This window comes from Novosphingobium sp. DS6-6 (genome assembly GCF_057784975.1).
The window spans coordinates 220,833-247,544 of record NZ_JBYNTS010000005.1; the positions used below are offsets into that span (position 1 = coordinate 220,833).

At 65.2% G+C, this 26,712-nt stretch carries 24 protein-coding genes; 15 read left to right on the top strand and 9 right to left on the bottom strand.

The genetic code is table 11. From position 1 onward, the window contains the following. The first annotated feature begins 130 nt into the window (after positions 1-130). Positions 131-1,141, top strand: coding sequence for an NAD(P)H-dependent flavin oxidoreductase (locus AC3EDY_RS08465; protein ID WP_488572044.1), 1,011 nt, complete (start codon positions 131-133; stop codon positions 1,139-1,141). 29 nt (positions 1,142-1,170) lie between these two features. Then, positions 1,171-2,391: a TCR/Tet family MFS transporter gene (locus AC3EDY_RS08470; protein ID WP_488572045.1), complete on the top strand. Its 1,221-nt coding sequence runs from the start codon at positions 1,171-1,173 to the stop codon at positions 2,389-2,391. A 23-nt stretch (positions 2,392-2,414) separates the two neighbouring features. Here the strand turns inward: AC3EDY_RS08470 and AC3EDY_RS08475 are convergent, their stop codons facing one another. After that, positions 2,415-3,050 carry an HNH endonuclease gene (locus AC3EDY_RS08475; protein ID WP_488572046.1) on the bottom strand — a complete coding sequence of 212 codons (636 nt, stop codon included), beginning with the start codon at positions 3,048-3,050 and terminating at the stop codon, positions 2,415-2,417. Between the two features lie 169 nt (positions 3,051-3,219). After that, complete coding sequence (locus tag AC3EDY_RS08480; RefSeq protein ID WP_488572047.1) at positions 3,220-4,653, bottom strand: M20/M25/M40 family metallo-hydrolase; 1,434 nt, start codon at positions 4,651-4,653, stop codon at positions 3,220-3,222. Positions 4,654-4,795: 142 nt separating this feature from the next. Between AC3EDY_RS08480 and gyrB the strand changes: the two genes are divergently transcribed. Further along, a complete protein-coding gene (gene gyrB, locus AC3EDY_RS08485; RefSeq protein WP_488572048.1) occupies positions 4,796-7,312 on the top strand; it encodes a DNA topoisomerase (ATP-hydrolyzing) subunit B in 2,517 nt (838 codons plus the stop codon). 5 nt (positions 7,313-7,317) lie between these two features. After that, positions 7,318-7,566, top strand: coding sequence for a hypothetical protein (locus AC3EDY_RS08490; RefSeq protein ID WP_488572049.1), 249 nt, complete (start codon positions 7,318-7,320; stop codon positions 7,564-7,566). A gap of 16 nt (positions 7,567-7,582) precedes the next feature. Here the strand turns inward: AC3EDY_RS08490 and AC3EDY_RS08495 are convergent, their stop codons facing one another. Both AC3EDY_RS08495 and AC3EDY_RS08500 read right to left on the bottom strand, forming a co-directional pair. After that, positions 7,583-8,581: an agmatine deiminase family protein gene (locus AC3EDY_RS08495; protein ID WP_488572050.1), complete on the bottom strand. Its 999-nt coding sequence runs from the start codon at positions 8,579-8,581 to the stop codon at positions 7,583-7,585. A 9-nt stretch (positions 8,582-8,590) separates the two neighbouring features. Next, the gene (locus AC3EDY_RS08500; RefSeq protein WP_488572051.1) at positions 8,591-10,282 is read right to left on the bottom strand and encodes a M28 family peptidase; all 1,692 of its coding nucleotides are present in this window, start codon (positions 10,280-10,282) and stop codon (positions 8,591-8,593) included. A gap of 117 nt (positions 10,283-10,399) precedes the next feature. Here AC3EDY_RS08500 and glnE point away from each other — a divergent pair, with 117 nt between their 5' ends. The 4 genes from glnE (at position 10,400) to AC3EDY_RS08520 (ending at position 15,338) form a co-directional block, all read left to right on the top strand. After that, the gene (glnE, locus tag AC3EDY_RS08505) at positions 10,400-13,114 is read left to right on the top strand and encodes a bifunctional [glutamate--ammonia ligase]-adenylyl-L-tyrosine phosphorylase/[glutamate--ammonia-ligase] adenylyltransferase (protein WP_488572052.1); all 2,715 of its coding nucleotides are present in this window, start codon (positions 10,400-10,402) and stop codon (positions 13,112-13,114) included. After that, positions 13,111-13,584, top strand: coding sequence for a peroxiredoxin (locus AC3EDY_RS08510; protein WP_488572053.1), 474 nt, complete (start codon positions 13,111-13,113; stop codon positions 13,582-13,584). Before glnE ends, AC3EDY_RS08510 begins: the two co-directional genes overlap by 4 nt. A gap of 5 nt (positions 13,585-13,589) precedes the next feature. Further along, positions 13,590-14,390, top strand: coding sequence for a ferritin-like domain-containing protein (locus tag AC3EDY_RS08515; RefSeq protein WP_488572054.1), 801 nt, complete (start codon positions 13,590-13,592; stop codon positions 14,388-14,390). A 210-nt stretch (positions 14,391-14,600) separates the two neighbouring features. Further along, positions 14,601-15,338: a M23 family metallopeptidase gene (locus tag AC3EDY_RS08520; RefSeq protein ID WP_488572055.1), complete on the top strand. Its 738-nt coding sequence runs from the start codon at positions 14,601-14,603 to the stop codon at positions 15,336-15,338. Between the two features lie 143 nt (positions 15,339-15,481). On the opposite strand, the gene galU is transcribed toward AC3EDY_RS08520, so the two are convergent. Further along, positions 15,482-16,387, bottom strand: a complete 906-nt coding sequence (gene galU, locus AC3EDY_RS08525; RefSeq protein WP_488572056.1) for a UTP--glucose-1-phosphate uridylyltransferase GalU — start codon at positions 16,385-16,387, stop codon at positions 15,482-15,484. Between the two features lie 172 nt (positions 16,388-16,559). Here galU and murA point away from each other — a divergent pair, with 172 nt between their 5' ends. Continuing rightward, the gene (murA, locus tag AC3EDY_RS08530; protein WP_488572057.1) at positions 16,560-17,843 is read left to right on the top strand and encodes a UDP-N-acetylglucosamine 1-carboxyvinyltransferase; all 1,284 of its coding nucleotides are present in this window, start codon (positions 16,560-16,562) and stop codon (positions 17,841-17,843) included. 69 nt (positions 17,844-17,912) lie between these two features. Here the strand turns inward: murA and AC3EDY_RS08535 are convergent, their stop codons facing one another. Then, positions 17,913-18,356, bottom strand: a complete 444-nt coding sequence (locus AC3EDY_RS08535; RefSeq protein WP_488572058.1) for a protein tyrosine phosphatase family protein — start codon at positions 18,354-18,356, stop codon at positions 17,913-17,915. A 39-nt stretch (positions 18,357-18,395) separates the two neighbouring features. Next, positions 18,396-19,205, bottom strand: a complete 810-nt coding sequence (locus tag AC3EDY_RS08540) for a TerC family protein (protein ID WP_488572059.1) — start codon at positions 19,203-19,205, stop codon at positions 18,396-18,398. Between the two features lie 282 nt (positions 19,206-19,487). Between AC3EDY_RS08540 and AC3EDY_RS08545 the strand changes: the two genes are divergently transcribed. The 6 genes from AC3EDY_RS08545 (at position 19,488) to queC (ending at position 24,774) form a co-directional block, all read left to right on the top strand. Then, positions 19,488-20,276, top strand: a complete 789-nt coding sequence (locus AC3EDY_RS08545) for a cold-shock protein (RefSeq protein WP_488572060.1) — start codon at positions 19,488-19,490, stop codon at positions 20,274-20,276. Between the two features lie 144 nt (positions 20,277-20,420). Continuing rightward, complete coding sequence (locus AC3EDY_RS08550) at positions 20,421-21,617, top strand: acetylornithine transaminase (protein WP_488572061.1); 1,197 nt, start codon at positions 20,421-20,423, stop codon at positions 21,615-21,617. 11 nt (positions 21,618-21,628) lie between these two features. After that, a complete protein-coding gene (gene argF / locus AC3EDY_RS08555; RefSeq protein WP_488572062.1) occupies positions 21,629-22,555 on the top strand; it encodes an ornithine carbamoyltransferase in 927 nt (308 codons plus the stop codon). A gap of 30 nt (positions 22,556-22,585) precedes the next feature. Beyond that, positions 22,586-23,482 carry an Hsp33 family molecular chaperone HslO gene (gene hslO / locus AC3EDY_RS08560; protein WP_488572063.1) on the top strand — a complete coding sequence of 299 codons (897 nt, stop codon included), beginning with the start codon at positions 22,586-22,588 and terminating at the stop codon, positions 23,480-23,482. A gap of 94 nt (positions 23,483-23,576) precedes the next feature. Continuing rightward, positions 23,577-24,002: a DUF3617 domain-containing protein gene (locus AC3EDY_RS08565; RefSeq protein ID WP_488572064.1), complete on the top strand. Its 426-nt coding sequence runs from the start codon at positions 23,577-23,579 to the stop codon at positions 24,000-24,002. A gap of 58 nt (positions 24,003-24,060) precedes the next feature. Continuing rightward, positions 24,061-24,774, top strand: a complete 714-nt coding sequence (queC, locus tag AC3EDY_RS08570) for a 7-cyano-7-deazaguanine synthase QueC (protein ID WP_488572065.1) — start codon at positions 24,061-24,063, stop codon at positions 24,772-24,774. 76 nt (positions 24,775-24,850) lie between these two features. Here the strand turns inward: queC and AC3EDY_RS08575 are convergent, their stop codons facing one another. Further along, on the bottom strand, positions 24,851-25,327 hold the full coding sequence (locus AC3EDY_RS08575) for a superoxide dismutase family protein (RefSeq protein ID WP_488572066.1): 477 nt from the start codon (positions 25,325-25,327) through the stop codon (positions 24,851-24,853). A gap of 241 nt (positions 25,328-25,568) precedes the next feature. Continuing rightward, positions 25,569-26,678 (bottom strand): OmpA family protein, encoded by a 1,110-nt coding sequence (locus AC3EDY_RS08580; protein ID WP_488572067.1) that lies wholly within the window; start codon positions 26,676-26,678, stop codon positions 25,569-25,571. Positions 26,679-26,712 lie beyond the last annotated feature (34 nt).

Consider the following 26,712-nt stretch of genomic DNA (forward strand, 5'->3'; position numbering starts at 1 on the left):
TTCTTGCCAAGCGTGTCAACCATGCACGGCGGCGTGCCGGATGGCCACGCTGCAACACCCCTTGCCCGCGCCGCGCCGGCACCGTAAAGCGCGCGCACTTCTTCATCGCAGACGGGGCGATATTTCACGCATGACCGCCACTCCCAAAACGGCCGCGCTGATGGCGCGCGGCGCTGCCTTTCTGGGCACCGAGCACGCGGTCCTGTGCGGCGCGATGAGCTGGGTATCGGAACGGAACCTGGTGGCCGCGATCAGCAATGCCGGCGGTTTCGGCGTGATTGCCTGCGGGGCGATGACGCCTGACCTGCTCGATGCGGAAATCGCCGGTGCCAAAGCACTGACGCAAAAGCCTTTCGGTGTAAACCTCATCACCATGCACCCGCTGCTGTTCGATCTGATCGCAGTCTGCCAGAAGCATGGCGTTGGCCATGTCGTGCTGGCCGGGGGCATTCCGCCCAAAGGCAGCGTGGAAGCGATCAAGGCTTTCGGCGCCAAAGTCATCGTGTTCGCCCCCACGATCGCGCTGGCCAGAAAGCTGTTCCGTTCGGGCGCCGATGCCTTGGTGATCGAAGGCAGCGAGGCCGGCGGCCATATCGGCCCCGTATCAACCTCGGTACTGGCGCAGGAATTCCTGCCCGCGCTGGCCGCCGATCATTTGGTTTTCGTGGCGGGGGGTATCGGCCGGGGAGAGGCCATCGCCGCTTATCTGGAAATGGGCGCGGCCGGCGTGCAGCTGGGCACGCGCTTTGCCTGCGCCAGCGAATCGATCGCGCATGCGGCGTTCAAGCAGGCTTTTTTCCGCGGCAATGCGCGCGATGCGGTGGCGTCCGTCCAGGTCGATCCACGCCTGCCGGTCATTCCCGTCCGCGCGTTGCGCAACAAGGGGACCGAGGAATTCACCGCCAAGCAGATCGAAGTGGCGCGGCGGCTCGACTCCGGAGAGCTGGACATGGTCGCGGCGCAGCTCGAAATCGAACATTTCTGGGCCGGCGCCTTGCGCCGCGCGGTGATCGATGGTGACGTGGAACGCGGCTCCCTCATGGCGGGCCAGTCGGTGGGCATGGTCACGAAGGAAGAACCGGTTGCCGCGATCATGGCGCAATTGCTCACCGAAAGCGAAGCCGCGCTCGATCGCCGGTAATCGCAAGGCGCTTGGAACGGGGGAAGGTCATGACGCATCGGGCATCGCTGGGATTTGTCTTTGCCATCGTGCTGATCGACATGCTGGGTTTCGGCATCGTCATTCCGGTGTTCCCCGGGCTGATCATGCATCTTGCCCAGGTTTCGATCACCCAGGCGGCCGAATATGCCGGCTGGCTGGGGGCCGGCTATGCCGCGATGCAGTTCATTTTCGCGCCGGTGATCGGCAACCTGTCGGATCGCTTTGGCCGGCGGCCGGTGCTGCTGGCAGCGGTTCTTGCCTTGAGCCTCGATTACCTACTCCAGGCTTTCGCGCCTTCGATCAGCTGGCTCGTCGCCGGGCGGATCATTGCCGGAATAACCGGCGCCAGCTTTTCCGCCGCCTATGCCTATATCGCCGATGTCACGCCGCCGGAAAAGCGAGCGGCAAGCTTTGGCCTGATGGGCATGGCGTTCGGCATCGGCTTCGTGATCGGCCCGGCGGTGGGCGGCCTGCTCGGCACGCTGGGGCCACGCGTGCCGTTCATGGCCGCCGCAGGCCTCAGTCTGACCAATTTCCTGTTCGGTTTCTTTACTTTGCGTGAATCGCTAGACCCTGCGAACCGGCGGCCGTTCGATTGGCGGCGGGCCAATGCGCTGTCCAGTCTGCGGGCGCTCAAGGGGCAAAGCGGTCGCGTGCTATGGTTCGTCGCGGCGCTGGGCGCATGGCAGCTTGCCAATGTCGCCTATCCGGCGATCTGGCCTTACATGGCCATCGCCGCTTACGGATTTTCCACCAGGGACGTGGGCTTGGCCCTTGCCGTGGTCGGGCTGTCGTCAGCGGTGTTCCAGGGCCTGGGCATGCGTTTCATAGTACCACGACTGGGCGAACGGCGCGCGGTGATCCTGGGGGTTGCGGCGCTCGGCGTGTCGGCGGTGCTTTACAGCCTGGTGCACGAGGTCTGGGAAGTCTATCTCGCCATTGTCATCGGCTCGTTCCAAGGGGCGGTCATGCCGTCGATTTCGGCCATGAGCAGCCGTGCGGTCGATGCGCGCAGCCAGGGCGAATTGCAGGGATCGGTGCAGTCGATCGGGTCGATCGCCCAGATCGTCGGACCGCCGCTTTATTCCCAGACCCTTGCCCGTTTCAGCGGCCCGGGTGCGGTGATCGATCTGCCGGCCATGCCGATGCTGGTGGCCGCCGCCGTTGCCGTGGTAACGCTGGTGCTGTTTCTCAAGGGTGCCAGCAGGCGGGGCGAAGCAATCACCTGACCGCCGCGGGCCGCCACAGCCGCTCAGCTTTCCAGTTCGGCATCCCAGTAAAGCCAGTCGCGCCAGCTTTCGTGCAGATGGTTGGGAGGAAAGGCGCGGCCTTTTTCCTGCAATTGCCAGGTGGTGGGGCGGATCGGCTCTTCCATCAGGCGCATATGGGCCTGGGCCGGAGTGCGCCCCCCCTTGGCCATGTTGCACGGCGCACAGGCGGTCGCCACGTTTTCCCAGGTAGTGCGCCCGCCCAGCCGGCGCGGGATCACATGGTCGAACGTCAGGTGTTCGCTGCTGCCGCAATATTGGCACATGAACTTGTCGCGCAGGAACAGGTTGAAGCGGGTGAAAGCGGGAAACTCGCTGGGTTTCACATATTGCCGCAACGCGATCACCGAGGGGATCTTCATGTCGAGCGACGGGCTGTGCACCGCGCGCTCATACGTGGCGATGATGTCGACCCGTTCCAAAAACACGGCCTTGATCGCCGTCTGCCAGGGCCACAGGCTTAGCGGATAATAACTGAGCGGGGTGTAATCGGCATTCAACACCAATGCCGGGCAATTGTCGGGATGGCGATTGGAACCCAGCAAACGCTGCGTCGCGGCGCAATCGCCGCTGTGGGGCCTGGCCGCAGCCGACCGCTCGATCAGCGCCTGGTGAAGCATGCTCCGCTTGCGCTCCTGTGCCAAATCGGCTTCCGCCTCGTTCGGGGCGAGGCATGACGGACAGGCGTGACCGCTTTATGACGCATGGCAGCAACGAACACGTTTGTGCGGTTTGGGTCAAGGCCCGGCTGCCGTGCCCGACAGGCGGCCCGGCGTTATCCACAGCTTGTCAGCGCACGTAGGCGTTCACCAGATCATAGAGATAGGCACGTCCAGTCATCAGCGAGCGGACTTCCATCCTTTCGTTGAGCCCGTGCACGCCATTGCCGTCGGGGTTGCCCCAGGAACCCGGCACGCCATAGGTGGGAATGCCCGCGGCCTCCAGGAAAATGCCGTCGGTTGCGCCGGTCGACATGTCGGGCACCAGCGGCACGCCGGGAAAATATTGCGCCGCAAGCTTTTCCATCGGGCCTATGATCCGGGGATCGAGCGTGGGCGCCCGGGCCAGCGGACGCTGCGGCGGAACCAGCGTGACGGTAACGCCGGCATCGGCCACCACCTCTTGCAGCGCGGCCCGGATTTCTTCCGCCGAATGGCCGGGAAAGATGCGGCAGTTGACATTGGCTCCGGCCCGTTGAGGCAGCGCGTTGTTGGCGTGTCCGCCGTCGAGCAGCGTCGCCACGCAGGTGGTGCGCAGCTTGGAATGATAGGTGCGATCGGTATTGACCAGCTTCTCGGCCTCGAGAAAGGCCGGGCTGCCGACAGGATTGCCGGCCAGCACCGCCATCGCCTTGCCCATGGCATCGCCCCGGGCCGCCCCTGCCTTGCCGAAAAAGGCACGTGTGGTGTCGGTCATTTCGGTGGGGAAATCATGATCGCGCAGCCGGGCAAGGGCGTCGGCCAACTGATAGATGGCATTGTCGCGCACCGGAATCGAGCTGTGCCCACCAGCATTGCGGGTTTCGAAGCGATAGTTCTGGACCGCCTTCTCGCCCACCTGGATCGACTGGTTGACAAGCTTGCCCCCTTCCGACAGGCCCTTGCCGTCGGTACGGCCCCCGCCGCCTTCGTTAAGAGCGAATTCGGCATCGATCAGGTCGCGTCTGTTCTGCGCCAGCCATTGCGCCCCGTTGAACGCCCAGGTGGTTTCCTCGCCGCATGTCAGCGCCATCTTGACGGTGCGCTTGGGTGGCTTGCCGGCCTTCAGGCGGATCATCGTGTCCACCCACATCGCGGCCATCGCTTTGTCGTCGGCCGTGCCGCGGCCATAGAAATAGCCGCCTTCCTCGATCAGAGTGAAGGGGTCGCGCTCCCAATCGGCGCGCTTGGCTTCCACCACGTCCAGGTGGGCCAGCAGCAGGATCGGCCTGGCCGTTTTCGACGTGCCGGGCAGCACGGCCACCAGGCCACCGTCCCTGGGATGTTCGGGCACCGAAAACAACGTCAACTGGTTGTCGGCATAGCCAGCCGTCTTGAGATGCGCGGCCATGCGTTCGGCAGCCAGCGTGCAGGATCCGCTGCTGACTGTCGTATTGGTTTCCACCAGTTCCTTGTAGATCGCGCGGAATTGCGCCTCACCGGCATCACGCGCGGCATCAGGTGCAGCAAGGGCGGGCGTGGCGGCGGCCAGCGCGGCGGCTAAGGCAAAACTGCGGCTGATCAAAGGATGCCCCTTTCGTATCGACAGCGCACCATGCCGCACTGGGCGCGGCATGCAAGGCGGCATCTGCAAACCGACCGCTGGCCTGTGCAAAACACGCCCATTTCGCTTGGGTTTCGGGGGTAAAGTGCCTATGTGCGAAGCTATGGCCAGCAGCAACGAAAACACGCCCAACACCAATTCCTATGGCGCCGACTCGATCAAGGTCCTCAAGGGACTCGACGCGGTGCGCAAGCGCCCCGGCATGTATATCGGCGATACCGATGATGGCTCGGGCCTGCATCACATGGTTTTCGAAGTGTCGGACAACGCCATCGACGAGGCGCTGGCCGGCCATTGCGACCTCGTGCTGATCGAACTGAACCCCGATGGTTCGGTTTCGGTGGAAGACAACGGGCGCGGCATCCCTACCGACATCCATACCGAGGAAGGCGTCTCGGCCGCCGAAGTGATCATGACGCAGCTCCACGCGGGTGGAAAGTTCGAGAACACGTCGGACGACAACGCCTACAAGGTTTCGGGTGGCCTTCATGGCGTGGGCGTATCGGTGGTCAACGCGCTGTCGGAATGGCTGGAACTGACGATCTGGCGCGATGGCCAGGAACATTGGATGAAGTTTGCCCATGGCAATGCCGTGGCCCCGCTCAAAGTGATCGGAGCCGCGCCACTGGCTGCCGACGGCCGGCCCAAGAAAGGCACGCGGGTCACTTTCTTTGCCAGCCACGAAACGTTCAAGAACGTGACCGAATTCGATTTCGACAAGCTTGAGCACCGCTATCGCGAACTGGCTTTCCTCAATTCGGGCGTGCGCATCCTGCTGCGCGACAAACGCCATGAAGAGGTGAAGGAACACGACCTGTTCTATGACGGCGGCATCGCGGCTTTCGTCAGATATCTTGATCGCAACAAGCAGGCGCTGATCCCCGATCCCATTGCCATTTCGGCGATGCGCGACGGCATCGGCATCGATGTCGCGCTGGAATGGAACGACAGCTACTATGAAAACGTGCTGTGCTTTACCAACAACATCCCGCAGCGCGACGGCGGTACGCACCTGGCCGCGTTTCGCGCCGCATTGACGCGCACGCTCAACGGTTATGCCGATCGTTCGGGCCTGCTGAAAAAGGAAAAAGTCTCGCTTTCCGGCGACGACATGCGCGAGGGACTGACCGCGATCGTTTCCGTCAAGCTGCCCGATCCCAAGTTTTCAAGCCAGACCAAGGACAAGCTCGTCTCGTCCGAAGTGCGTCAGCCGCTCGAAAGCCTGATGGCCGACAAGATGAGCGAATGGCTCGAGGAAAACCCGGCTCACGCCAAGGTGGTGATCCAGAAGGTGATCGATGCCGCCGCCGCGCGCGAAGCGGCGCGCCGGGCTCGCGAATTGACGCGGCGCAAAGGCGCCATGGACATCGCCAGCCTGCCAGGCAAACTGGCCGATTGCCAGGAACGCGATGCCAGCAAGTGCGAGCTTTTCCTGGTCGAAGGGGATTCGGCGGGCGGCAGCGCCAAGCAGGGCCGCGATCGCAAGACGCAGGCGATCCTGCCCCTGCGCGGCAAGATCCTCAATGTCGAGCGCGCGCGGTTCGATCGGATCATTTCCTCGCGCGAGGTGGGCACCCTGATCCAGGCGATGGGCACCGGTATCCGCGACGAATTCAATCTGGAAAAGCTGCGCTATCACAAGATCGTGATCATGACCGACGCCGATGTCGACGGCGCACATATCCGCACTCTGCTGCTCACGTTCTTCCACCGCCAGATGCCCGATATCATCCGCGCCGGCCACCTGTTCATCGCCCAGCCGCCGCTATACAAAGTCTCCAAGGGCCGCAGCGAAGTCTATCTTAAGGACAATGCCGCGCTCGACCGCTATCTCGTCGAGGCCGGGCTTGCCGGGCGCGTGCTGGAGACGGCCGGCGGCGCGCGGGGCGGCAACGAGTTGACTGCCCTGGTCGAACACGCCCTGCGTCTGCGCAATCTGATGGCCTTCGTGCCACGCCGCTATAATGCCGATATCGTCGAGGCGCTGGCGCTGGCCGGTGCCCTCGATCCCGATCTGTCTTCCGATCTGCGCGGTACGGCCCTGGCCCGGGCGGCCGCGTGGCTCGATCGAGGCGATGCAGAGGCGCAGTGGTCGGCGGTTATCAACGAGGATGGCGGCTATCACATCCAGCGGGCCTGGCGCGGCGTGACCGATCATCATGTGATCGAGCCCGGCTTCCTGACAAGCGCCGAAGCGCGCAAGCTGGCGCGCCTGGCGGCGGAGCAGGCGGAAGTCTATGGCGGCGTGGCGCGCCTGGTTCGGGCAAGCGCCGCAGCCGTCGAAACGGAGGCGCAAGGAGCCGACGGGGACGAGGCGCCGCCCGCGCGCGCGGACGCCAGGGACGGCGGCATCACCCGGCCCTCGCAACTGCTTGAGGCGGTCATGGCCAACGGGCGCAAGGGGCTGTCGATCCAGCGCTACAAGGGCCTGGGCGAGATGAACGCCGAGCAGTTGTGGGAAACCACGCTCGATCCCGAAGTCCGCTCGCTGCTTCAGGTCAAAGTGGAAGATGCCGACGTTACCGACGAGATCTTTACCCGCCTGATGGGCGACGTGGTGGAACCGCGCCGCGATTTCATCCAGGAAAACGCGCTCAACGTCGCCAACCTCGACGTCTGATCGCGATGAGTACGCAGACCATCCCCTGGGATCAGGCCGCCACGATGATCGATCTGGAAGGCCGCACTCCGATCATCGGCACGGTTCGCGACTGCGCGCTGCATTTTTCGCTCTACAAGCCCCACGCGCGCGCGAACGCCCGCGTGCTGCTGACCGTGCCGATCCACCGGCAAGGCCGCAAGACCCGTACCTGGCTGCTGGATCCGCCGGAAATCGCCGAGCTGGCCGAACGTCTGGCGCGCGAAACGCGGTAGGGCCGGCGTCGCGCGTTCAGGCCGAGGGCATCTGCTGGCTGGCGCAGTGAAAGCCTCCGCCGCCCATCAGCACGGCATCGGCCATCAAGCCTACCGTCGCACGGCCGGGAAACAGTGCCGCAATCGCTTCCACGCCGGCCGCATCGTGCACCGATCCGAATATAGGCACGACCACCAGGTGCGTGGTGATCACGAAGTTCATGTAACTCGCCGGCTGGATCGTCCCGCCCCAGGCGATGCGGCCGGGTGATGGCACTTCGATCACGTTCACCCCGGTGTCGCGCGCGCGGGCGGCGGCATCGGTATAGATGGCGGCGTTCGGGTCATCGGGCCCCGTGGCGCGGGGCAGGGCAAGGCGGTTGGGGCCTACGAAGCGCGCCAGGTTGTCGACATGGCCGTCGGTATGATCGTTGATCAGCCCCTGGCCCAGCCACAGCACACGGCTGAAGCCCAGGTCGCGCTGCAGCCGCATTTCCAGATCGCCGCGCGCAAGATGCGGGTTGCGATTGGGATTGAGCAGGCACTGTTCCGTCGTGGCGACAAGGCCGGTGCCGTCGCTGTCAAGCGCGCCGCCTTCCAGCACCCAGTCCGCCTTGCCGGCCGGCAGACCCGCACTGGCGGCCAGGGCTTGGCCGATGTCCTGATCGCCCGGCATGCGATACTTGCCGCCCCAGCCGTTGAACCCGAACAGTTGCGCGCGTCGCTGCCCCTTTTCCGCCGTAACCACCAACGGTCCGGTGTCGCGCAGCCACACGTCGCCATAGACGTGCTCTTCGATCGTCACGGCGGCACTGGCCAGCCGTTCGGCGCGCATGCGGTTGGCCGCATTGCGGACCACCAGGCGCACCTCCTGGCCGCTGTCGGCCACGGCGCTGGCAAAAGCGGCGATCTGCTCCTGGGCGCGATCGATCACGCCCGACCATTCTTCCGCCAGGTGTGGAAAACCCACCCAGAGCCAGTCCTGCGGTGCGAATTCGGGCGGCATCATGCCGCCCGCAACAGTCGTGTCAGCCATGATGCGCGCTTACTTGGCCGGCGTTACGGCCGCGCGACTGGCATCGCGGATGGCGCGGAATTCGTCGCCGGGATGCCAGTTAGGCCAGGTCGTACCCATGGCCAGTTCGCGGCCCAGCCGGTAATAGAGCTCGACCTCCTGAGCCATGCCGGTCATGTCCCAGCTGTCGGAATATTCGTCGGACGGCTGGTGATAACGGTTCGCGACGTAGTCTTCCGAGGCAGCCTCGCCGGCCTTGCGGCCGCCCGCAACCAGATCGGTGCCCCGGCCCACATCGAACATCGGCACGCCGCGCTTGGCCAGGCTGAAATGATCCGATCGGTAATAGTGGCCGCGTTCGGGGCGATCTTCGGGTGTTTCGGTCAGGTTCATCTGGCCTTCGACTTTGCGCAGAATCGCAGTGAGTTCAGACTTGTCGCCGCCGACCGCCTGCACGTCGCGCGTCGGGCCGATCGGCGATAGCGCGTCCATGTTGACCCCGCCCACTGTGCGCGCCAGCGGATAGACCGGGTGCTGGGCATAGTATTCCGATCCCAGCAGGCCCGATTCCTCAAGCGTCCAGGCGGCAAAGACCTGGCTGCGCGGCGCAGGCCCGGCGCGGCGGTTCATGTCCGCCAGCGCCACCAGCGCACCGATGCCGCTCGCGTTGTCGACCGCGCCGTTGCAGATGTCGTCACCTTTGGCATCGGGCTTGCAGCGGCCCAGATGATCCCAGTGCGCGGAATAGAGCACATATTCGTTGGCGCGCTTGGCGCCTGGGATCACCCCGATCACATTGTGCGAGGGGCTGTGCGTGATCGTGTTATCGAAAGACAGGCTGGCGGTGGCGCCCAGTGGCACGGCGCGGAAGCCCTTCTGCTTGGCAGCCGTCGAGAGCGCGGCAAAATCCTTGCCGGCCGCCTGGAAGATCGCCTCGGCCACCGGGCGGCGGATCCAGCCGTTGCCTTCGGTCTGGTCCATGCCCTTGTTGGCGCTCGCCACGAAATTGCCCGTGCCGCCGCTCGATTCCAGCACGTTCCAGCCATAGGCCGCCGGGAACGTGTCATGCACGATCAGCGCGGCCCTGGCGCCGTGGCGTGCCGCCTCGGCATACTTGTAGGGCCAGCGGCCGTACCACGTCATCCGGCGGCCTTTGAACAGGCCCTGTTCGTCGGCATTCTCGTAATCCGGGTCGTTGACCAGGATCACCGCGATCTTGCCTTTCATGTCGATGCCGGCGTAGTCGTCCCAGCCAAGTTCGGGCGCCGTGATGCCATAGCCGACGAAGACCAGTTCGCTGGCGTCGATCCGGGTGTGGGCGGCCTCGCGATAGGAACCGACGACGAAATCAGTGCCCGGCCTGAACGACAGGGCGCCTACTGTCAGCGGGCTGATATTCCGCGCCGCGATCGTCACCATGGGCACGGCTTGCAGCCACTGGCCCTTGTTGCCGGGCTTGAGGCCGGCCGCCTTGAACCGGGCGATGATGGCGTTCAGCACGGCCTGTTCCTTGGGCCCGCTCGGTGCCCGGCCTTCCATATCGTCGGCAGCCAGCGTCTTGATCGTTTCGCGCATCAACGGCACGGCGACAGCCGGAACCCGCGATGCCGGGGCCGAGGTGGCAGCAATAGGGGTAGCAGCGATGGGGGTAGCACTGGCGGGCGCGGTGCATGCGCCTGCCAGCAAAGCGGCGGCCACTCGGTGGCGAAGGGAAACATGCATGGCAGATCCTTGCTGTAGGACAACTGCACCGGAACAGGGCGCGTTGCATTACCGCTACTTGGCAGAGGCAGCGCGCTGCGGCAAGACGACGGGCCGGAAGCTTGAGAGGATGCCTTGGTGCCGGACGTGATCGACTGGGAAGAGGCACTGGCCCGTGCCCGTTGCCATGCCACGTTCCTGGCTCGGGCGCTCGATCGCCAGCCCGACCTTGCCGCGCTGCTGGGTGAGGGACGCATCGAGGCGGCGCTGGACTGGGCCCGGGCCGCCGGGCAGGGCTGTCACGACGTGGCGGTCGCCCTGCGGCGCGAACGGCTGGCGCTCGCCCTTGCGCTGGCCGTGGGAGACATTGCCGGCGCGCTGCCGCTCGGCCGCGTGGTACAGGAACTTTCCGCCTTTGCCGATCGCGCGCTCGATGCCGCGATTGCCGCCGCCATCGCCCGGCGCGTACCCGATGCCTCGCCGCAGGGTTTTTCCGCAATCGGCCTGGGCAAACACGGTGCGCAGGAACTCAATTACTCGTCCGACATCGATCCCGTTCTGCTTTACGATCCCGACAGCCTGCCGCGCCGCGCGCGCGACGAGCCGGGCGAGGCGGCCCAGCGCGTGGCCCGCGCGGTGGTGGAACTGCTTTCCACCATCACGGAGGACGGATACGTTTTCCGTATCGATCTGCGCCTGCGCCCTGCTGCCGAAGTCAGCCCGCTCGCCATCTCGTTCGAAGGGGCGACCACTCATTACGAATCGAGTGCCCTGGCATGGGAGCGTGCCGCCTATATCCGCGCTCGTGCCGCCGCCGGCGACATTGCCCGAGGGCAGGCCTTTCTCGATACGATCCGCCCGTTCGTGTGGCGCCGCAGCCTGGATTTCGGCGCCATTGCCGAGATCGGCCGGCTGACGGCGCGCATCCGCGATCATTATGCCGCCGGGCAGGTGGTGGGGCCGGGGTACGATCTGAAACGCGGGCGCGGCGGCATCCGCGAGGTGGAATTCTTTGCCCAGACCCATCAGCTCATTCACGGCGGGCGCAACCCGGCGCTGCGCCTGCGAGGCACGCGGCCGGCGCTCGATGCCCTGGCCCGGGCCGGGATCATCGGCGATGACGATGCGCGGATCATGGGTGAAAGTTATGACCGCCTGCGCGTGCTGGAACACCGCCTGCAGATGGTGGCCGATCAGCAGACCCATGCCCTGCCTTTGCAGCAAGCGTCGCTGAACAGCGTTGCGCGCCTCGTCGGCCATGCCGATGGCGCCGGGCTGATCGCGGAAGTGCAGGGCATTTCCCTGACGGTGGCGCAGCGCTTCGACGCGCTGCTCGCGACCATTTCGCCGACCGGCGCCGTGGTCGTCGACAATCGGCGCCTGGCCGCGGATCTGGCCGGCATGGGCTTTGCCGATCCCGATGGCGTCGCACGCCGGGTGGAGGCCTGGGGCAGCGGGGCGTTCCGGGCGCTGCGCGGCGAAGAAGCGCGCGCCGCTTTTGCCCGCGTGCGCCCGCACCTGCTTCAGGCGCTTGCCGAAGCGCCGGATCCCGACCGGGCGCTGACGCGCTGGGAACGGCTGCTTGCCGCGTTGCCATCGGCCATCAACGTTTTCCGCCTGCTCGAAGCGCGGCCCGGCCTGATGGCCGTGGTCATGCGGGTGCTGGCCCATGCGCCGACTCTGGCCGAAGACCTGGCACGGCGGGCGGACCTGCTCGACACGCTGATCGATCATTCCGCTTTTGCCTTGCCCGGCGGGGTGGACGATATCATGGCCGATCTGGCGCGTGGCGAAGTGGGCGACGATTATCAGCGCCTGCTCGATGCCGTGCGGCGCAAGGTTGGTGAACTGCGCTTTGCCCTGGGTGTGCAACTGATCGAAGGGCTGCATCCGCCAATGGCCGTGGCCGCCGCGCTCAGCCGCGTGGCCGAAGCGGCGATTGCCGTGCTGGCTGCGGCAACGGAAGCCGAATTCGTTCGCGTTCACGGCGAAGTGCCCGGTGCGCGGCTGATCGTGCTCGGGCTGGGGCGGCTGGGCGGCGGGGCGCTTACCCATGCTTCCGATCTCGACCTGGTATTCCTGTTCGGCGGCCCGCCCGATGCCTATGTCCGCGAATCCGGCGGTCCGCGGCCGATCGGCGGCACGCTTTATTTCAACCGGCTGGCGCAGCGCGTGATCGCCGCGCTTTCGGTCCCCACGGCGGCCGGCGCGCTTTACGACGTGGATACGCGCCTGCGCCCCTCGGGTGCGCAGGGGCCGATCGCGGTCAGTCTCGACAGTTTCGAGCGCTATCAGCGGGAAGACGCCTGGACATGGGAGCACATGGCGCTGTGCCGGGCCCGGCCTCTGTTCGGCGCGCCGGCCGATCGCGCGGCTCTTGCCGATATTGTCGCCCGCGTGCTGCACCATCCGCGCGGGGCAGACCGATTGCGCCACGATGTGCTGACCATGCGGGCCGACATGGCGCGGCACAAGCCGGCCAAAGGCCCGCTCGACGTCAAGCTGGCGCGCGGCGGCCTGGTCGATCTGGAATTTCTCGCACACTATCTGCAACTGCGCCATCATGTGGCGCTGGAGCCCGATCTTGGCCGGGCAATCGCGGCACTGGAACGGGCCGGCTTGTTGTTGCCCGGGCTGCGCGCGGCGCATGATCTGCTTACCGGCCTGCTGGTGGCGGTGCGACTGGTTGCCCCTGATAGCATGTTTCCGCCCATCGCCAGCCGTGCCATCGTTGCGCGGGCCTGTGGCGAGGCGGGTTGGGCTGACCTGCTTGACGCCGTGGCCCGCGCACGACATCGCATCGCCGAAGCCTGGAGCCAGGTCTTCGGCCAGGTACTGGAGATTGACGCATGAGCACATTCCCCGGCGTGGGCGATCCGCTGCCCGATCTGCCGCTGACGGCGCCCGATGGCACCACTGTCAGGCCGTCCGACTTTGCCGGCCGCAAGCTGGTGCTGTTTTTCTATCCCAAGGACGACACGCCGGGCTGCACGACCGAAAACAAGGATTTCTCGGCGCTTGCCAGCCAATTCGCGGCAGCCGGCACGGCGCTTCTGGGCGTGAGCAAGGACCCGCCGAAGAAGCATGAGAAGTTCATTGCCAAGCATGGCCTGGCCGCTCCGCTCGCCAGCGATGCCGAAAACGGCGGCCTGTCCGACGCGCTTGGCATCTGGACGGAAAAGGCGATGTATGGCCGTACCTATATGGGCATGGAGCGCACGACCTATCTGATCGGCCCGGATGGCCGGATTGCCCAGGTGTGGAACAAGGTAAAAGTCAAGGATCACGCCGCGCAGGTTCTTGCTGCCGCCCAGGCGCTCTAGGCACCATGCCCACGCCGCTTCCCACTGTGGCATCGGCGATCCGCGCGGCGATGCTGACGGCCGATCCTTATGACAAGGCCCTGGCCGTGCGGGCCATCGCGCGTGCGTGGCGGTGCGGACGGCTGGCGCCTGCGTTCGACGTGGCGATGCCCGAAAGGCCCGCACGCCCGGCTCAGCCTGAACTCTTGCCCCCCAACCAGATGCCCCGGCGCGGGCGGGGCGGATCGGAACGCGGCCGTGTCGCGCTGATCCATGCGCTGTGCCATATCGAGTTCGTGGCCATCGACCTGGCGCTTGATGCGGCCGGCCGCTTCGGCGCGGAGCGTGGTCCCGATTTCGTCGGCGACTGGCTCGGCGTCGCGGCGGACGAAGCGATGCATTTCGTCCTGCTCGCCCGCCGTCTGCGTGCTTTGGGCAGCCATTATGGCGCGATGCCCGCGCACGATGGGTTATGGGATGCCGCGCGCGAAACGGCACACGATGTCGCCGCGCGACTGGCTATCGTGCCCATGGTGCTGGAAGCGCGCGGACTTGATGTGACGCCCCAGACCATTTCCCGATTTCTTGCAGCGGGCGATGATCGCACTGCCCGCATCCTGCAACGTATCGTTGACGACGAAGTGCGCCACGTCCGCTACGGCACGCAGCATTTCGCGCAAGTCTGCGCCGAACGTGGTAAACGGGCGCCCGAGTTGTGGAGCATGCTGGTTGCGCGCCACTTCCGGGGCGCTGTTAAGCCGCCGTTCAACGACTCAGCGCGTCGTTCAGCCGGTTTGTCGTACGAAATGATGGCAGCTATTGCGTAACCGGCAATACCGCCGCTACCCCCACAACCACGAGATCGGCGGGGGGTTCCACCAATCTCTGGACAACGTCGGCATGGCGATGCGGTTCCTTCCGCATCAAAAAAACGGCGCGGTTCGCTGGGGGTCAGCACGGAGCAGGTGCCGGCAGTGGCGTGCCCTTTTGGGGTGGCGCGGCCGTGGCACGTGTCGAAAAAGGTTGTACGGGTCGCAATGAAAAAAGCCTTGTTCACCGGTCTGGCTGTCTTGGGCACCATGGTCGTTTCGGGTTTCACCACGCCGGCTTTTGCCAACAACGCGGCGTCAGCCGATATCGCAGCGCCGCTGCGCAATGCCGATGCTGCCAAGGCCGGTCTCGTGACCGGGTCTTCCGGCGACGAGGAATTTTCCAAGCTTTTCGCCAGCTGGGAAGCGCTTGACGGCCGCAGTGCCACATCGGTGCAGGCGCCGCTGGTGCGCAGCCGCACGGTTTCCATTCCCACGCTCATGCCGATCACCAGCAGCCGCGCGATGAGCAGCGGCTTCGGCCTGCGCAATCACCCGATCTATGGCGGCCTGCGCGCGCACAAGGGCGTCGATCTTCCCGCCCCCACCGGCACGCCGATCCGCGCCAGCGCCGATGGCGTGGTGGGCAAGGCCGAACGGTTCGGCGGCTATGGCCTCTATGTCCAGCTCGAACATGGCGGTAATCTGGAAACCCGCTATGGCCATATGTCGCGCATTGCCGTGGCCGAGGGGCAGCGCGTCCGCAAAGGCGATGTGATCGGTTATGTCGGGTCGACCGGGCATTCCACCGGCCCGCACCTGCATTATGAAGTGCGGGTCGCTGGTGCTGCGGTCAACCCGCTGCCCTACATGCAGCGCGATGCCAACCTGGCGCAGCTTGCCAGCGCGGCCGACGCCTCCCGGATCCGCGCGTTCGGCACTACTGACGGTGAAAACGAAGAGTAAGCGTCCGCACGCATCCGGCATCAAAAGAATGCATGAAAAAGGCGGTCCGCAGTGGCCGCCTTTTTCGTATCATCGATTGCCGTTGCCCGGTGGGGGCGGCAAGGCTTTCCTCCCGCCGCGCGGCCGCCCTTGTCTGCGTGCAATCATTCCACCAGTTTCCTGATCACCGCACGTACGTCTTCGGCAAGATCGGGGCGTTCCAAGGCCAGAGCGATGGTCGCTTCGACAAAGCCGGACTTGCTGCCGCAATCGAAACGCCGGCCGGCAAAGGTCACGGCATGAAACGGTTGCGTGCCGATCATCCGGGCCATGGCATCGGTCAACTGGATTTCGCCGCCGGCACCCTTTTCCTGGTTTTCAAGCGTGCGCATCACTTCGGGCTGCAGGATATAGCGGCCCGAGATGATCAGGTTCGAAGGTGCATCCTCGCGCTTGGGTTTTTCCACCAGGCCGGTCACCTCGGTCAGGCTGTCGGAGATCCGCGCGCCCGGTGCGATCACGCCATAGCTCGAAACCTCTTCCTCCGACACTTCCAGCACCGAAATGAAATTGCCGCCCACCGCGTTGTAAGCTTCCACCATTTGCTTCATGCAGCCGGGCGAGCCCACCATCAGTTCGTCGGGCAGGAAAATCGCGAAAGGTTCGTCGCCTACCACTTCGCGGGCGCACCACACGGCGTGGCCCAGGCCCATTGCCACTTGCTGGCGCACGGTCACCAGATTGCCCGGCTTTATGCGGGTATCGTCGAGGACCGAAAGATCCTTGCCGCGACCGGCCATCGTGGTTTCCAGCTCGAAAGCGGTGTCGAAATGCTCGACAATCGCGGTCTTGCCCCGGCCCGTCACGAAAATCAGCTGCTCGATCCCGGCTTCGCGGGCTTCGTCCACGGCATACTGGATCAGCGGCCGGTCGATGATCGGCAGCATCTCCTTGGGCACGGCCTTGGTGGCGGGCAGGAACCGAGTGCCAAGACCGGCGACGGGAAACACGGCCTTGCGAATAGGCTTGGGGCCGATGGGCCCGGGGCGGCTTGCGTTCGTTTCGCTCATGTCGGTCTCTGTCCCATTGTCCTGTTACATATCAATTAAGCAGCATGGCTTGGCGATGACAAGTTCGCTGGCAGCGGCGGCTACGAATAGGCTGCGCGCAAGGCGGTGGATCAATGACCCTTCGCCAGCGCAAGCCCCTTGTCCTGTCCGGCAAACCGGTTAAACCGCCGCGATGGACAAGATCATCATTCGCGGCGGCAAGCGTCTTTCAGGCACGGTTCCGGTTTCGGGGGCCAAGAACGCGGCGCTCACGCTGCTGCCTTGCGCGCTGCTTACCGACGAAGCGGTGACGCTGCGCAACCTGCCCCGGCTGGCCGACATCGATGGTTTCCAGCACCTGATGAATCAGTTCGGCGTGTCGACCGCTATCGCCGGGGCTCGGCCGGAGGATTTCGGCCGGGTGATGACGTTGCAGGCAACGCGGCTCACCTCGATGGTTGCGCCCTATGATCTCGTGCGCAAGATGCGCGCGTCGATACTCGTGCTTGGCCCGCTGCTGGCTCGCGCCGGCGAAGCCACCGTCTCGCTGCCCGGCGGCTGCGCGATCGGCAACCGGCCCATCGATCTGCACCTGAAAGCGCTCGAGGCGTTCGGCGCCCATATCGAACTGGCGGCCGGCTACGTTCGCGCCGTAGCGCCCGATGGCGGCTTGCCCGGCGGGCGCTACAGCTTTCCGGTGGTCTCCGTCGGCGCCACGGAAAACGCTCTGATGGCGGCCGTGCTGGCGAAAGGCAGATCGACCTTGCACAACGCCGCGCGTGAGCCCGAGATCGTGGATCTGTGCAACCTGCTGGTGGCAATGGGTGCCGAAATCGAGGGGATCGGCACGTCCGACCTCACGATCCATGGCGTCCCGCGCCTTCACGGTGCCACCTACATGGTCATGCCCGATCGCATCGAGGCCGGCTCTTATGCCTGCGCGGCAGCTATCACCGGGGGCGAGGTAACGCTGCAGGGTGCCCGGATCGAGGATATGGAAACCACGGTCCAGGCGTTGCGCGACGCCGGCGTCAGTGTGGAGCCGGTGCGCGGCGGCATTCACGTCGCCGCCGATGGCGACTTGCGCCCCCTGACCATTTCGACCGCGCCCTATCCCGGCTTTGCCACCGACATGCAGGCGCAGTTGATGGCCATGCTGTGCCTGGCCAAAGGGTCCAGCGTGCTGACCGAGACCATTTTCGAAAACCGCTACATGCACGTGCCCGAACTCAACCGCATGGGTGCGCGCATCGAAACCGCGGGGCGCACCGCCGTGGTCCACGGCGTGGAGCAGCTTTCCGGCGCCGAAGTCATGGCCACCGATCTGCGCGCTTCGATGAGCCTGGTCATCGCCGGGCTTGCCGCGCAGGGCGAAACTCGCGTTCACCGCCTCTATCATCTCGATCGCGGCTACGAGCGGCTGGAGGAAAAGCTCGCGCTGCTGGGCGCGGATGTGGAGCGGGTCGGCAGCGACTGACGCCGCGCGCCTGGCAAAGCGTCCGGTCCGCCAGCGGCATGGCGGACGCCGCCGCCAAATTCGCCGCGGTCAGCTTGCCGCGCGGGTGCTCAGGATATCGAGCTGGGCGCGGATCGGCGCAATGTCATAGCCCCCGCTTGCCGCCTTGGCCGCGATCTCGGCCGGGTCGGCGCCATCGGCGGCCTGGGCCAGCGCCCATAGCAGCGTCGAGCGGGTGCCCGATCGGCAATAGGCAAGCACCGGGGCGCCCTCTGCCTGGGCCAGCGCCTGTTGCAGCGCTTTGACCTGAGGCATGGAAAAGCCCGCATGCGTGACGGGAATGGCCGCATAGGCGATACCCGCGGCATGGGCGGCCGCGGCGATGGCGGCGCCGGGTGTCTGATCCTCGGATTCGTCTTCGGGCCGGTTGTTGACGATCAGCTTCACGCCCATCTGCTGCGCAGCGCTGACGTCTTCAACGGTGATTTGCGGGCTGGCCAGAAACTGGCTGTCGATCTGGCGAAACTGTGACATTCGCTGCCTTTGCAATCTTGGAGCCGGAACCGGTGGAAATCAGGACTTGTTGCGTGCCGCGGCGCGGCGATGGCGCCCGGTGATGTTGAGCAGTTCGACAAAGACCGAAAAGCCCATGGCCGCATAGATATAGCCCTTGGGAATGTGCGCGCCGAAGCCATCGGCCAAAAGCACGAGGCCGATCATGACCAGGAAGGCAAGCGCCAGCATGACCAGCGACGGGTTGCGTTCGATGAACTGTGCCAGCGGATTGGCGGCCAGCATCATCAGCGAAACCGTGGTGACCACGGCCGCAACCATGATCGGCACTTCGTCGGTCATGCCAACGGCAGTGAGAATCGAATCGATCGAGAACACCAGGTCCAGCGCAATGATCTGGGCGATCGTGGCGCCAAAGTTCGCGGCGACCGCCTGGCCCACGTTCGCCTTGCCGTCGCCCTTGGGATCGAGCATCTCGCCGCTGGGATCGGGATCGAGCGTATGATGGATTTCCTTGGTCGCTTTCCACAGCAGGAACAGCCCGCCGGCTACCAGAATCAGATCCCGCCCAGAAAACGCCGTTTCGAACGACGGTTGGCCATGGGAACCGGCCGCGCCGACCAGGCCCAGATCGAAAAGAGGGGTCTGCAAAGTCACGATCCAGCCGATCAGCGTCAGCAGCGCCAGGCGCAGGATCAGCGCCAGGGCCAGGCCGATGCGCCGCGCGCGCGCCTGCTGATGCGCGGGCAGCTTGTTGGACAGAATCGCGATGAACACCAGATTGTCGATGCCCAGCACGATTTCGAGGAGCACCAGCGTGACGAATGCAGCCCAGGCCTGCGGGTCTGCGAGAAGGGCGACGAGATTCATGCGCTTGCTTGTGCCGCATCGCACCCGCGCTCGCAAGGCATCATCCGCGGTCAAGCGCGGCGTGTTTGTCACGAACGATGGCCGGAGGCGATAATTCATGACTGAATCGCGCGGATCGGTCGATTCCGTTCGCGCATCGGGCTTTTCTTCGTTATAGTCTTTCGCGCAATGGAGAGGGCCGGCTCGAAAACCCGGCGTATTATCCTTGTCGTGCCCCTGGTTCCCGCGTCCGGCCAGAGGCGCCAGGAAGTTTGGGGCGGATTGTAAGGTTTATTGGGTTTTATGGGTTTTGATAGAGGGCGGCGTGGTCGCGGACGCGACAAGCGCGACGGTTTCGGCGACGACAATTTCGATCCCTACGGCGGTGGCGGTTTCGGCGGCGGTTATGATCGTGGCGGCTTTGGCGGCGGCGATCGTGGTGGTTTCGGCGGTGGCAATCGCGGCGGCGGCTTTGGCGGTGGTGACCGCCCCGGCGGTGGTTTCGGCGGCGGCGATCGCGGCGGCTTCGGCGGTGGCAACCGCGGCGGCGGCGGTGGTGGTGGTGGCGGCGGCTTCGGCGGTCCCCGCGGCGGCGGAATGCCTGCCCAGGTTGTCGGCACCGGCAAGGGCGTGGTCAAGTTCTTCAACGGCCAGAAGGGCTTCGGCTTCATCCAGCGCGAAGATGGCGGTGAAGACGTGTTCGTTCACATCAGCGCGGTCGAGCGTGCGGGCCTGGAAGGCCTGGCCGAAGGCCAGACGCTGGAATTCAACCTGGTCGATCGCGGCGGCAAGATTTCCGCGGCAGACCTTCAGGTTGTTGGCGACGTCATTCCCGTGGCGGCCAAGCCAGCCGCTCCGCAGCGCCAGCTGACGGGTGAAAAGGCCACTGGCACTGTCAAGTTCTTCAACAGCATGAAAGGCTTCGGCTTCATCACCCGCGATGACGGGCAGCCCGACGCGTTCGTGCATATCAGTGCGGTCGAGCGTTCTGGCTTGCGCGAGTTGAACGAAGGCGACAAGCTGGAATTCGATCTCGAAGTTGATCGACGAGGCAAGTATTCGGCGGTCAACCTGGTGCCGCGCCAGGATTGATCCCGGCCGCATGCCCGTAGGGTCGGTTGATCCCGGGCCTTGCATCATGACATACGCGTGCAGATGGCGGTCCGCTGGGCCGCCATTTGTCGTTTTGCAGCTCTTTGCCCAGCAACCCGTTTTTCGATTTTCAGGAGTCCTGCCATGTCGATCACCCCGCTCATGCCCGTCTATCCCCGGTGTGGCGTGCGCCCGGTGCGAGGCGAACATTGCCATCTGATTTCGGAAGACGGCACGCGCTATCTCGATTTTGCCAGCGGCATCGCGGTCAATCTGCTCGGGCATTCGCACCCGCACCTGATCGGCGCGATCCAGCGCCAGGCCGAAACGCTGATGCACGTTTCCAATCTCTATGGCAGCCCGCAGGGCGAACGGCTGGCCCAGCGACTGGTGGACCTGACTTTTGCCGATACGGTGTTTTTCACCAATTCCGGCGCCGAAGCGGTGGAATGCGCGATCAAGACGGCGCGCGCCTATCACCAGTACCACGGGCAAAGCCCGGACCGGTTCGAGATCATCACTTATCGCAACGCGTTTCACGGCCGCACGATGGGCACGATCAGCGCGTCGGATCAGGAGAAAATGCACAAGGGATTCCTGCCCATGCTGCCGGGATTCCACTATGTCGATTTCAACGATCTGGCAGCGACCGAAGCGCTGATCGGCCCGCACACAGCGGGTATCCTGATCGAGCCGATCCAGGGCGAGGGCGGCATTCGCGAAGGCGACCCGGCGTTCATCGAGGGCCTGCGCGCTTTGTGCGACGCGCACGATCTGATGCTGATCTTCGACGAGGTCCAGTGCGGCGTGGCCCGCGCCGGCACGCTATTCGCCCATGAACAGTACGGCGTGACGCCCGATATCATGGCGATTGCCAAAGGCATCGGCGGCGGTTTCCCGCTCGGCGGCTGCCTTGCCACCGAAAAGGCCGCGCGCGGCATGGTGTTCGGCACCCACGGCAGTACCTATGGCGGCAATCCCCTGGCCATGGCCGCCGGCAATGCCGTGCTCGACGTGGTCGCCAATCCGGAATTCCTGGCCCAGGTCCGCGCGACGGGCGACCGGCTCAAGGCCCGGCTCGAGCAGTTCATCGGCAACTACCCCGATCTGTTCGAACTGGTGCGCGGGCGCGGCCTGATGCTGGGGGTCAAGTGCAGGATGGAACCGCGCCCCTTCGTTGCCCACATGCGCGACAATCACCAGCTGCTGACAGTGTCGGCCGGTGACATGACGTTCCGCATCCTGCCCCCGCTGGTGATCGACGACAGCCACATCGACGAATTCATGGACAAGCTTTCGGCCGCCGCGGCCAGCTATGTTCCCCCGGCTCCTGCGGCGTGAGGCAGGCAGATATGATCAGGCATTTTCTCAATCTTTCCGATGCCGGCGGTAACGCGGTGGCGGCGATGCTGGCCGACGCGCTCGATCGCAAGGCAATGCGCGCCGGCTATCCCAAAGGGCGCGCCGATGCCGATGCGCCGCTGGCCGGCCACGTGCTGGCCATGGTGTTCGAAAAGAATTCCACCCGCACCCGCGTGTCGTTCGACGTGGCGATGCGCCAGCTGGGCGGCGCGGCCTTGGTGCTCGATGCCGGCACCGCGCAACTCGGGCGGGGGGAGAGCATTGCCGATACCGCCCGCGTGCTCAGCCGCATGGCCGACGCGATCATGCTGCGCACCGACGATCACGCCAAGGTGGAGGAACTGGCCCGTCATGCCAGCGTTCCGGTGATCAATGGCCTTACCGACCTTTCCCACCCCTGCCAGATCATGGCCGATCTGCTCACCGTGATCGAACACGGCAAGGGGCTGCCCGGGCTGGAAGTGGCTTGGCTCGGCGATGGCAACAATGTGCTGAATTCCATCGTCGAGGCGGCCGGCCTGATGAAATTCAACGTACGCATCGGCGTGCCCGAAGGCTATGATTCCGATCCGGCCTTCATCGCCCGGGCGCAGGCCACGGGCGCGGTCGTCACCGTCCATCGCGAGGCTGCCACGGCGGTCGCCGGGGCAGATGTGGTGGTGACCGACACCTGGATATCCATGGGCCAGGCCCACGCCGAGGCCAAACTGGCGGCCATGACGCCGTTCCAGGTGAACGAGGCGCTGATGGCCAGGGCCAAAAGCGACGCGCTGTTTCTCCATTGCCTGCCGGCGCACCGCAACGAAGAGGTGACCGACGCGGTGATCGACGGGTCCCGTTCGGTGGTGTGGGACGAAGCCGAAAACCGTGTCCATGCGCAAAAATCGGTGCTGCGCTGGGTATTTGGCCAGATTTGAAAAGATAACGATCGCGCGACGGAAGCTGCCATGACCGACCAAGCCGAAACCGGTTTCGACCAGGTGTTGCAATTCACCGTTCCCGGGCGCGATGCGCGGGGCCGCGTCGTGCGGCTGGGGCCGGTGCTCGACACAATCCTGTCTGCCCATGCCTATCCGGGGCCGATCCGCAATCTCTTGGCCGAGGCGCTGGCGCTGACCGCTCTTCTGGGGGCGCTGCTCAAGGAAGACGATGGCCAGCTTACCATGCAGGCCCAGACCCAGGACGGGGTGGTAGACCTGCTGGTGTGCGATTACCGCGCCGGCGAACTGCGCGGTTATGTGCGGCACGATCGCGCTCGGCTGGATGAACTGGGACCGCATCCCTCGCTCCATGCCCTGTTCGGCGACGGCTATCTGGCGATCACGTTCGATCTGGCCAGTAGCGACGAGCGGTATCAGGGGATCGTGCCGCTGGAAGGCGAAAGCCTGTCGCGCGCCTGCGAAAGCTATTTCTTTCAGTCGGAACAAGTGCCTACACTGATCCGCGTGGGGGTGCGCAGCGAGAACGGGCATACCGTGGCCGGGGGCCTGCTGGTGCAGCACCTGCCCGATGGCGAGGAGGGACGCGAACGGCTCCATGCCCGGCTCGACCATCCCGAGTGGGAGAATGTGGCGGCCTTGGCCGGTTCCCTGACGGAAGCGGAACTGACAGATCCGCGCCTGGGGCTGGAAAGCCTGGTCTGGCGGCTGTTTCACGAGGAAACCGAAGTGCGTGTCGCGCGCGGCCTGCCCCTTGCCCGGGGCTGCCGCTGCACGGCGGAGCACTACCGCGATCTGCTTGGCCGGTTCGGTGCGGCGGAGCGTGCGGAAATGGCAAATGACGAGGGCGTGATCGTGGTGGACTGCGCGTTCTGCTCCAGGGAGTTTCCGCTTCGTTTCGATTGAGCGCGTAAAGGCGCAGGTCTTCAAACAGGCCCGCGTTGCGCTATATTGCTGCGGGCCTGTCGCATTGCACGTCACAGGGTGGGAAATGGGGTTGATGACGTACCGTGTTGCGTTGCGCCGCGCCTGCGCGGTGGCGATCCTTGCACCGACACTGGCCTGGGTAGCCCCCGCCGGTGCCGAACGAACCCCGGCCAGCCTGGCCATGCTCGATCGCATTGCCCCCGGGCAGTGGCAAGTGCATGCGCGCCAGACCGGCGGTTTCGATGGGCGCCTATGTCTCGACGGCGGGCGCGCGTTGATCCAGTTGCGTCATCCTGGCCAGGCATGCCGCCAGTTCGTGGTCCAGGACGAGGCGAACGCGATCTCGGTCAGCTATGTCTGCGGCGCTGCCGGTTCAGGCCTGACGCGCATCCGTTTCGAAAACGACCGGCTGCTGCAGATCGAGGCGCAGGGGATTGCCCAGGGCCTGCCGTTTGCTTTCAATGCAGAAGCGCGCCACCTCGGCCGTTGCCCGCGCTGAACAGGCCACGCGTGCCGGGGCTTGCCTGCCAGGGGAGACAGGGCTAGCCCGCAAAACCATGAACGACCCTGTACTGCCTTCGTCGCCCGGTGCGCCCCTGCCGCCGCTTGCCGTGGTCCTGCTCTCGGGCGGGCTCGATTCCATGGTTTGCACCGCACTGGCGCAAGAGCAGGGTTTTCGCGTTCTCGCGCTGACGATCGATTACAACCAGCGCCACCGCATCGAGCTTGAGGCGGCGCGCGCTATCGCCGCCCGTCTTGGGGTGGAGCGTCACGTGATCCTGCCGCTCGATCTGCGTCAGTTCGGCGGGTCGGCTTTGACTGCGGCTATCGACGTGCCCAAGGACGGGCTGAGCAACGACATTCCGGTCACTTATGTGCCGGCACGCAATCTGGTGTTCCTGTCGCTGGCCCTCGCCTGGGCCGAAGCGGCAGGCGCCGGGGATCTCTTCATCGGGGTCAACGCGCTCGATTATTCCGGCTATCCCGATTGCCGTCCCGAATTCATCCACGGATTTGAAGGTCTGGCGCGAATTGCCACCAAGGTCGGCAGCCAGGGCGGCACGGTAACCGTGCACGCCCCGCTCCAGCATCTGCGAAAGGCAGAGATCGCGCAGGAAGCGGCGCGGCTGGGCCTTGAGCCGGGGGAAAGCTGGTCATGCTATGACCCGTTGCCCGACGGTCGCGCCTGCGGCCAATGTGATAGCTGCCGCCTGCGCAAGGCCGGGTTTGCCGAAGCGGGCCTGGTCGACAGCACCCCATACGGGGCCTGACCGCCTTTTCCGCACAGCCTGCGACAAACGGACAGGACAGGCCTGATTGCCTGCCCGTTCCTTTGCCGTCACGGGATCATTGCCGTACGAACACGCCACAAGCCAGCCGCGCGCCGCTGTTGCCGCTGGGGTCGGTCTTGTAATCGTCGGGCGCGGCGTGAATCACGAGGGATGTGCCATCGGCATCGAACAGCGCCGGGCCGGTCGCATCGGCTGCGCCGCGCAGAGCAAAGTCCAGCGCGCCGGTGCCATCGGCGTTGACGGTGAGATTGGCTATATCGCCCAGATGGGATCCGGCCGGATTGTCCGAACCGTGCTGGTGCCCGTCGGGATTGAGGTGCGCGCCTGCCGTGGTGAAGCCCGGCGCGTCGCACTTACCCACGGTGTGCAGGTGAATGCCATGGACGCCCGGCGTCAGCCCTTTGGCATCGACATGCACCCGAAAGCCATCAGCACCCTGAAGCACTTCGGCCGTGCCGGCGCTGCCCCCGCTGGCGAGCATCAGCGAAGCGTTGGCCACGACCTGGGCCTTTGCGGCCGAAGCACTGTGCATGCCCGACATGGTTCCCTGAGTACAGGCCGCCAGCGTCAGGGGAACGGCGAGAGCCAGTACAGCGGTTGAAATGGAACCGCGCCGACGATGGGAAAGAGCGGGGAAGGGCATTGCAGATCTCCTTGCCGGGCAAAGGACTTGCCGGCCTGTGCTTCCACCAACGAAAAAGGGGCCGGATTGCTCCGGCCCCTCGTTCGTGTCGGTGTCCGTATCACGGCCCCACCAGGTGGGGCCGTGAGACTTAGTTGCCCGAACCCGGACCGTAGGTGATTTCCACGCGACGGTTCTGCAGTTCGCGCACACCATCCGCTGTCGGAACGCGCGGGTTGGCTTCACCAAAGGCCTGAGTCGTGATCGTCGAAGCGGGGATGCCGTGCGACGTCAGGTAGCTCTGGACCGAAGCGTTACGACGGGTGGACAGACCAAGGTTGTACTTGGGCGAGCCCGAACGGTCGGTGTAGCCGGCCAGCATGATCGGAACCGTCTGGCAGTTGCCATACTGCGAGATGGCGTTGTCCAGAATGGTTGCCGCTTCAGGCGTGATGTCCGACTTGTTCCAGTCGAAGAACACGATGTACGGGCCCTTGTTGCACACAGGCGCCGGAGGCGGCGGCGGCGGAGGAGGGGGCGGCGGAGGCGGCGGAGGCGGGGGCGGCGGCGGAGGAGGCGGCGGAGCGGCCGGCTCTTCACCACCGAAGTTGTAGCTCAGCGTGCCCAGGATCGAGTGCGAGCGCCAACGGGTGGAGAAGTTGGAGCCGGCGATATCGCCTGTGGTGCCCACCAGGTTAACGTCGCTGACGTTGAAGAAGCGATACTTCAGGCCAACGTCGACATGGCTTGTCAGCGGCGCGCGCACGCCGGCAACGACTTGCCAGGCAAACTTGGTCTGCGAGTCATCGAGCGTGCCGAGCGGCGTGGGAAGGAAGTACTTGACGCGGGCGACACCGGCACCACCGCCGACAAAGCCCTGAAGGCCATCGTCGGGTCCGAAATCGAGCAGGCCGTTAACCATGAAGCTCAACGCGCTGCTGTTGCCGCCGATCTGGCCGGCTTCGCGGGTGTATTCCACGCCGGTGGTGTTGTCGCGAAGCTTGTCGTTGCGAGCACGACGATAGCTGGCTTCGGTTTCGAGGCGGAAGCCACCGAAATCGTAGCCGACAATGGCACCGAAATCATAGCCGGTCTTGGAATTGACCGTGAGCGCGTTGTCCGTGCCGTTGACGTTGTGATCGGCATCCTCGAGCAGCATCACGCCGCCGTCGCCTTCCACATACCAGCTCTTGCTCTTGGCAAGCGCGGGCGTCGCCATTGCGCTTGATGCCAAGGCAATGCCAAGGATCAGTTTCCGCATTACGTTTCCCCTTAATTACGAGATCATGCCACGT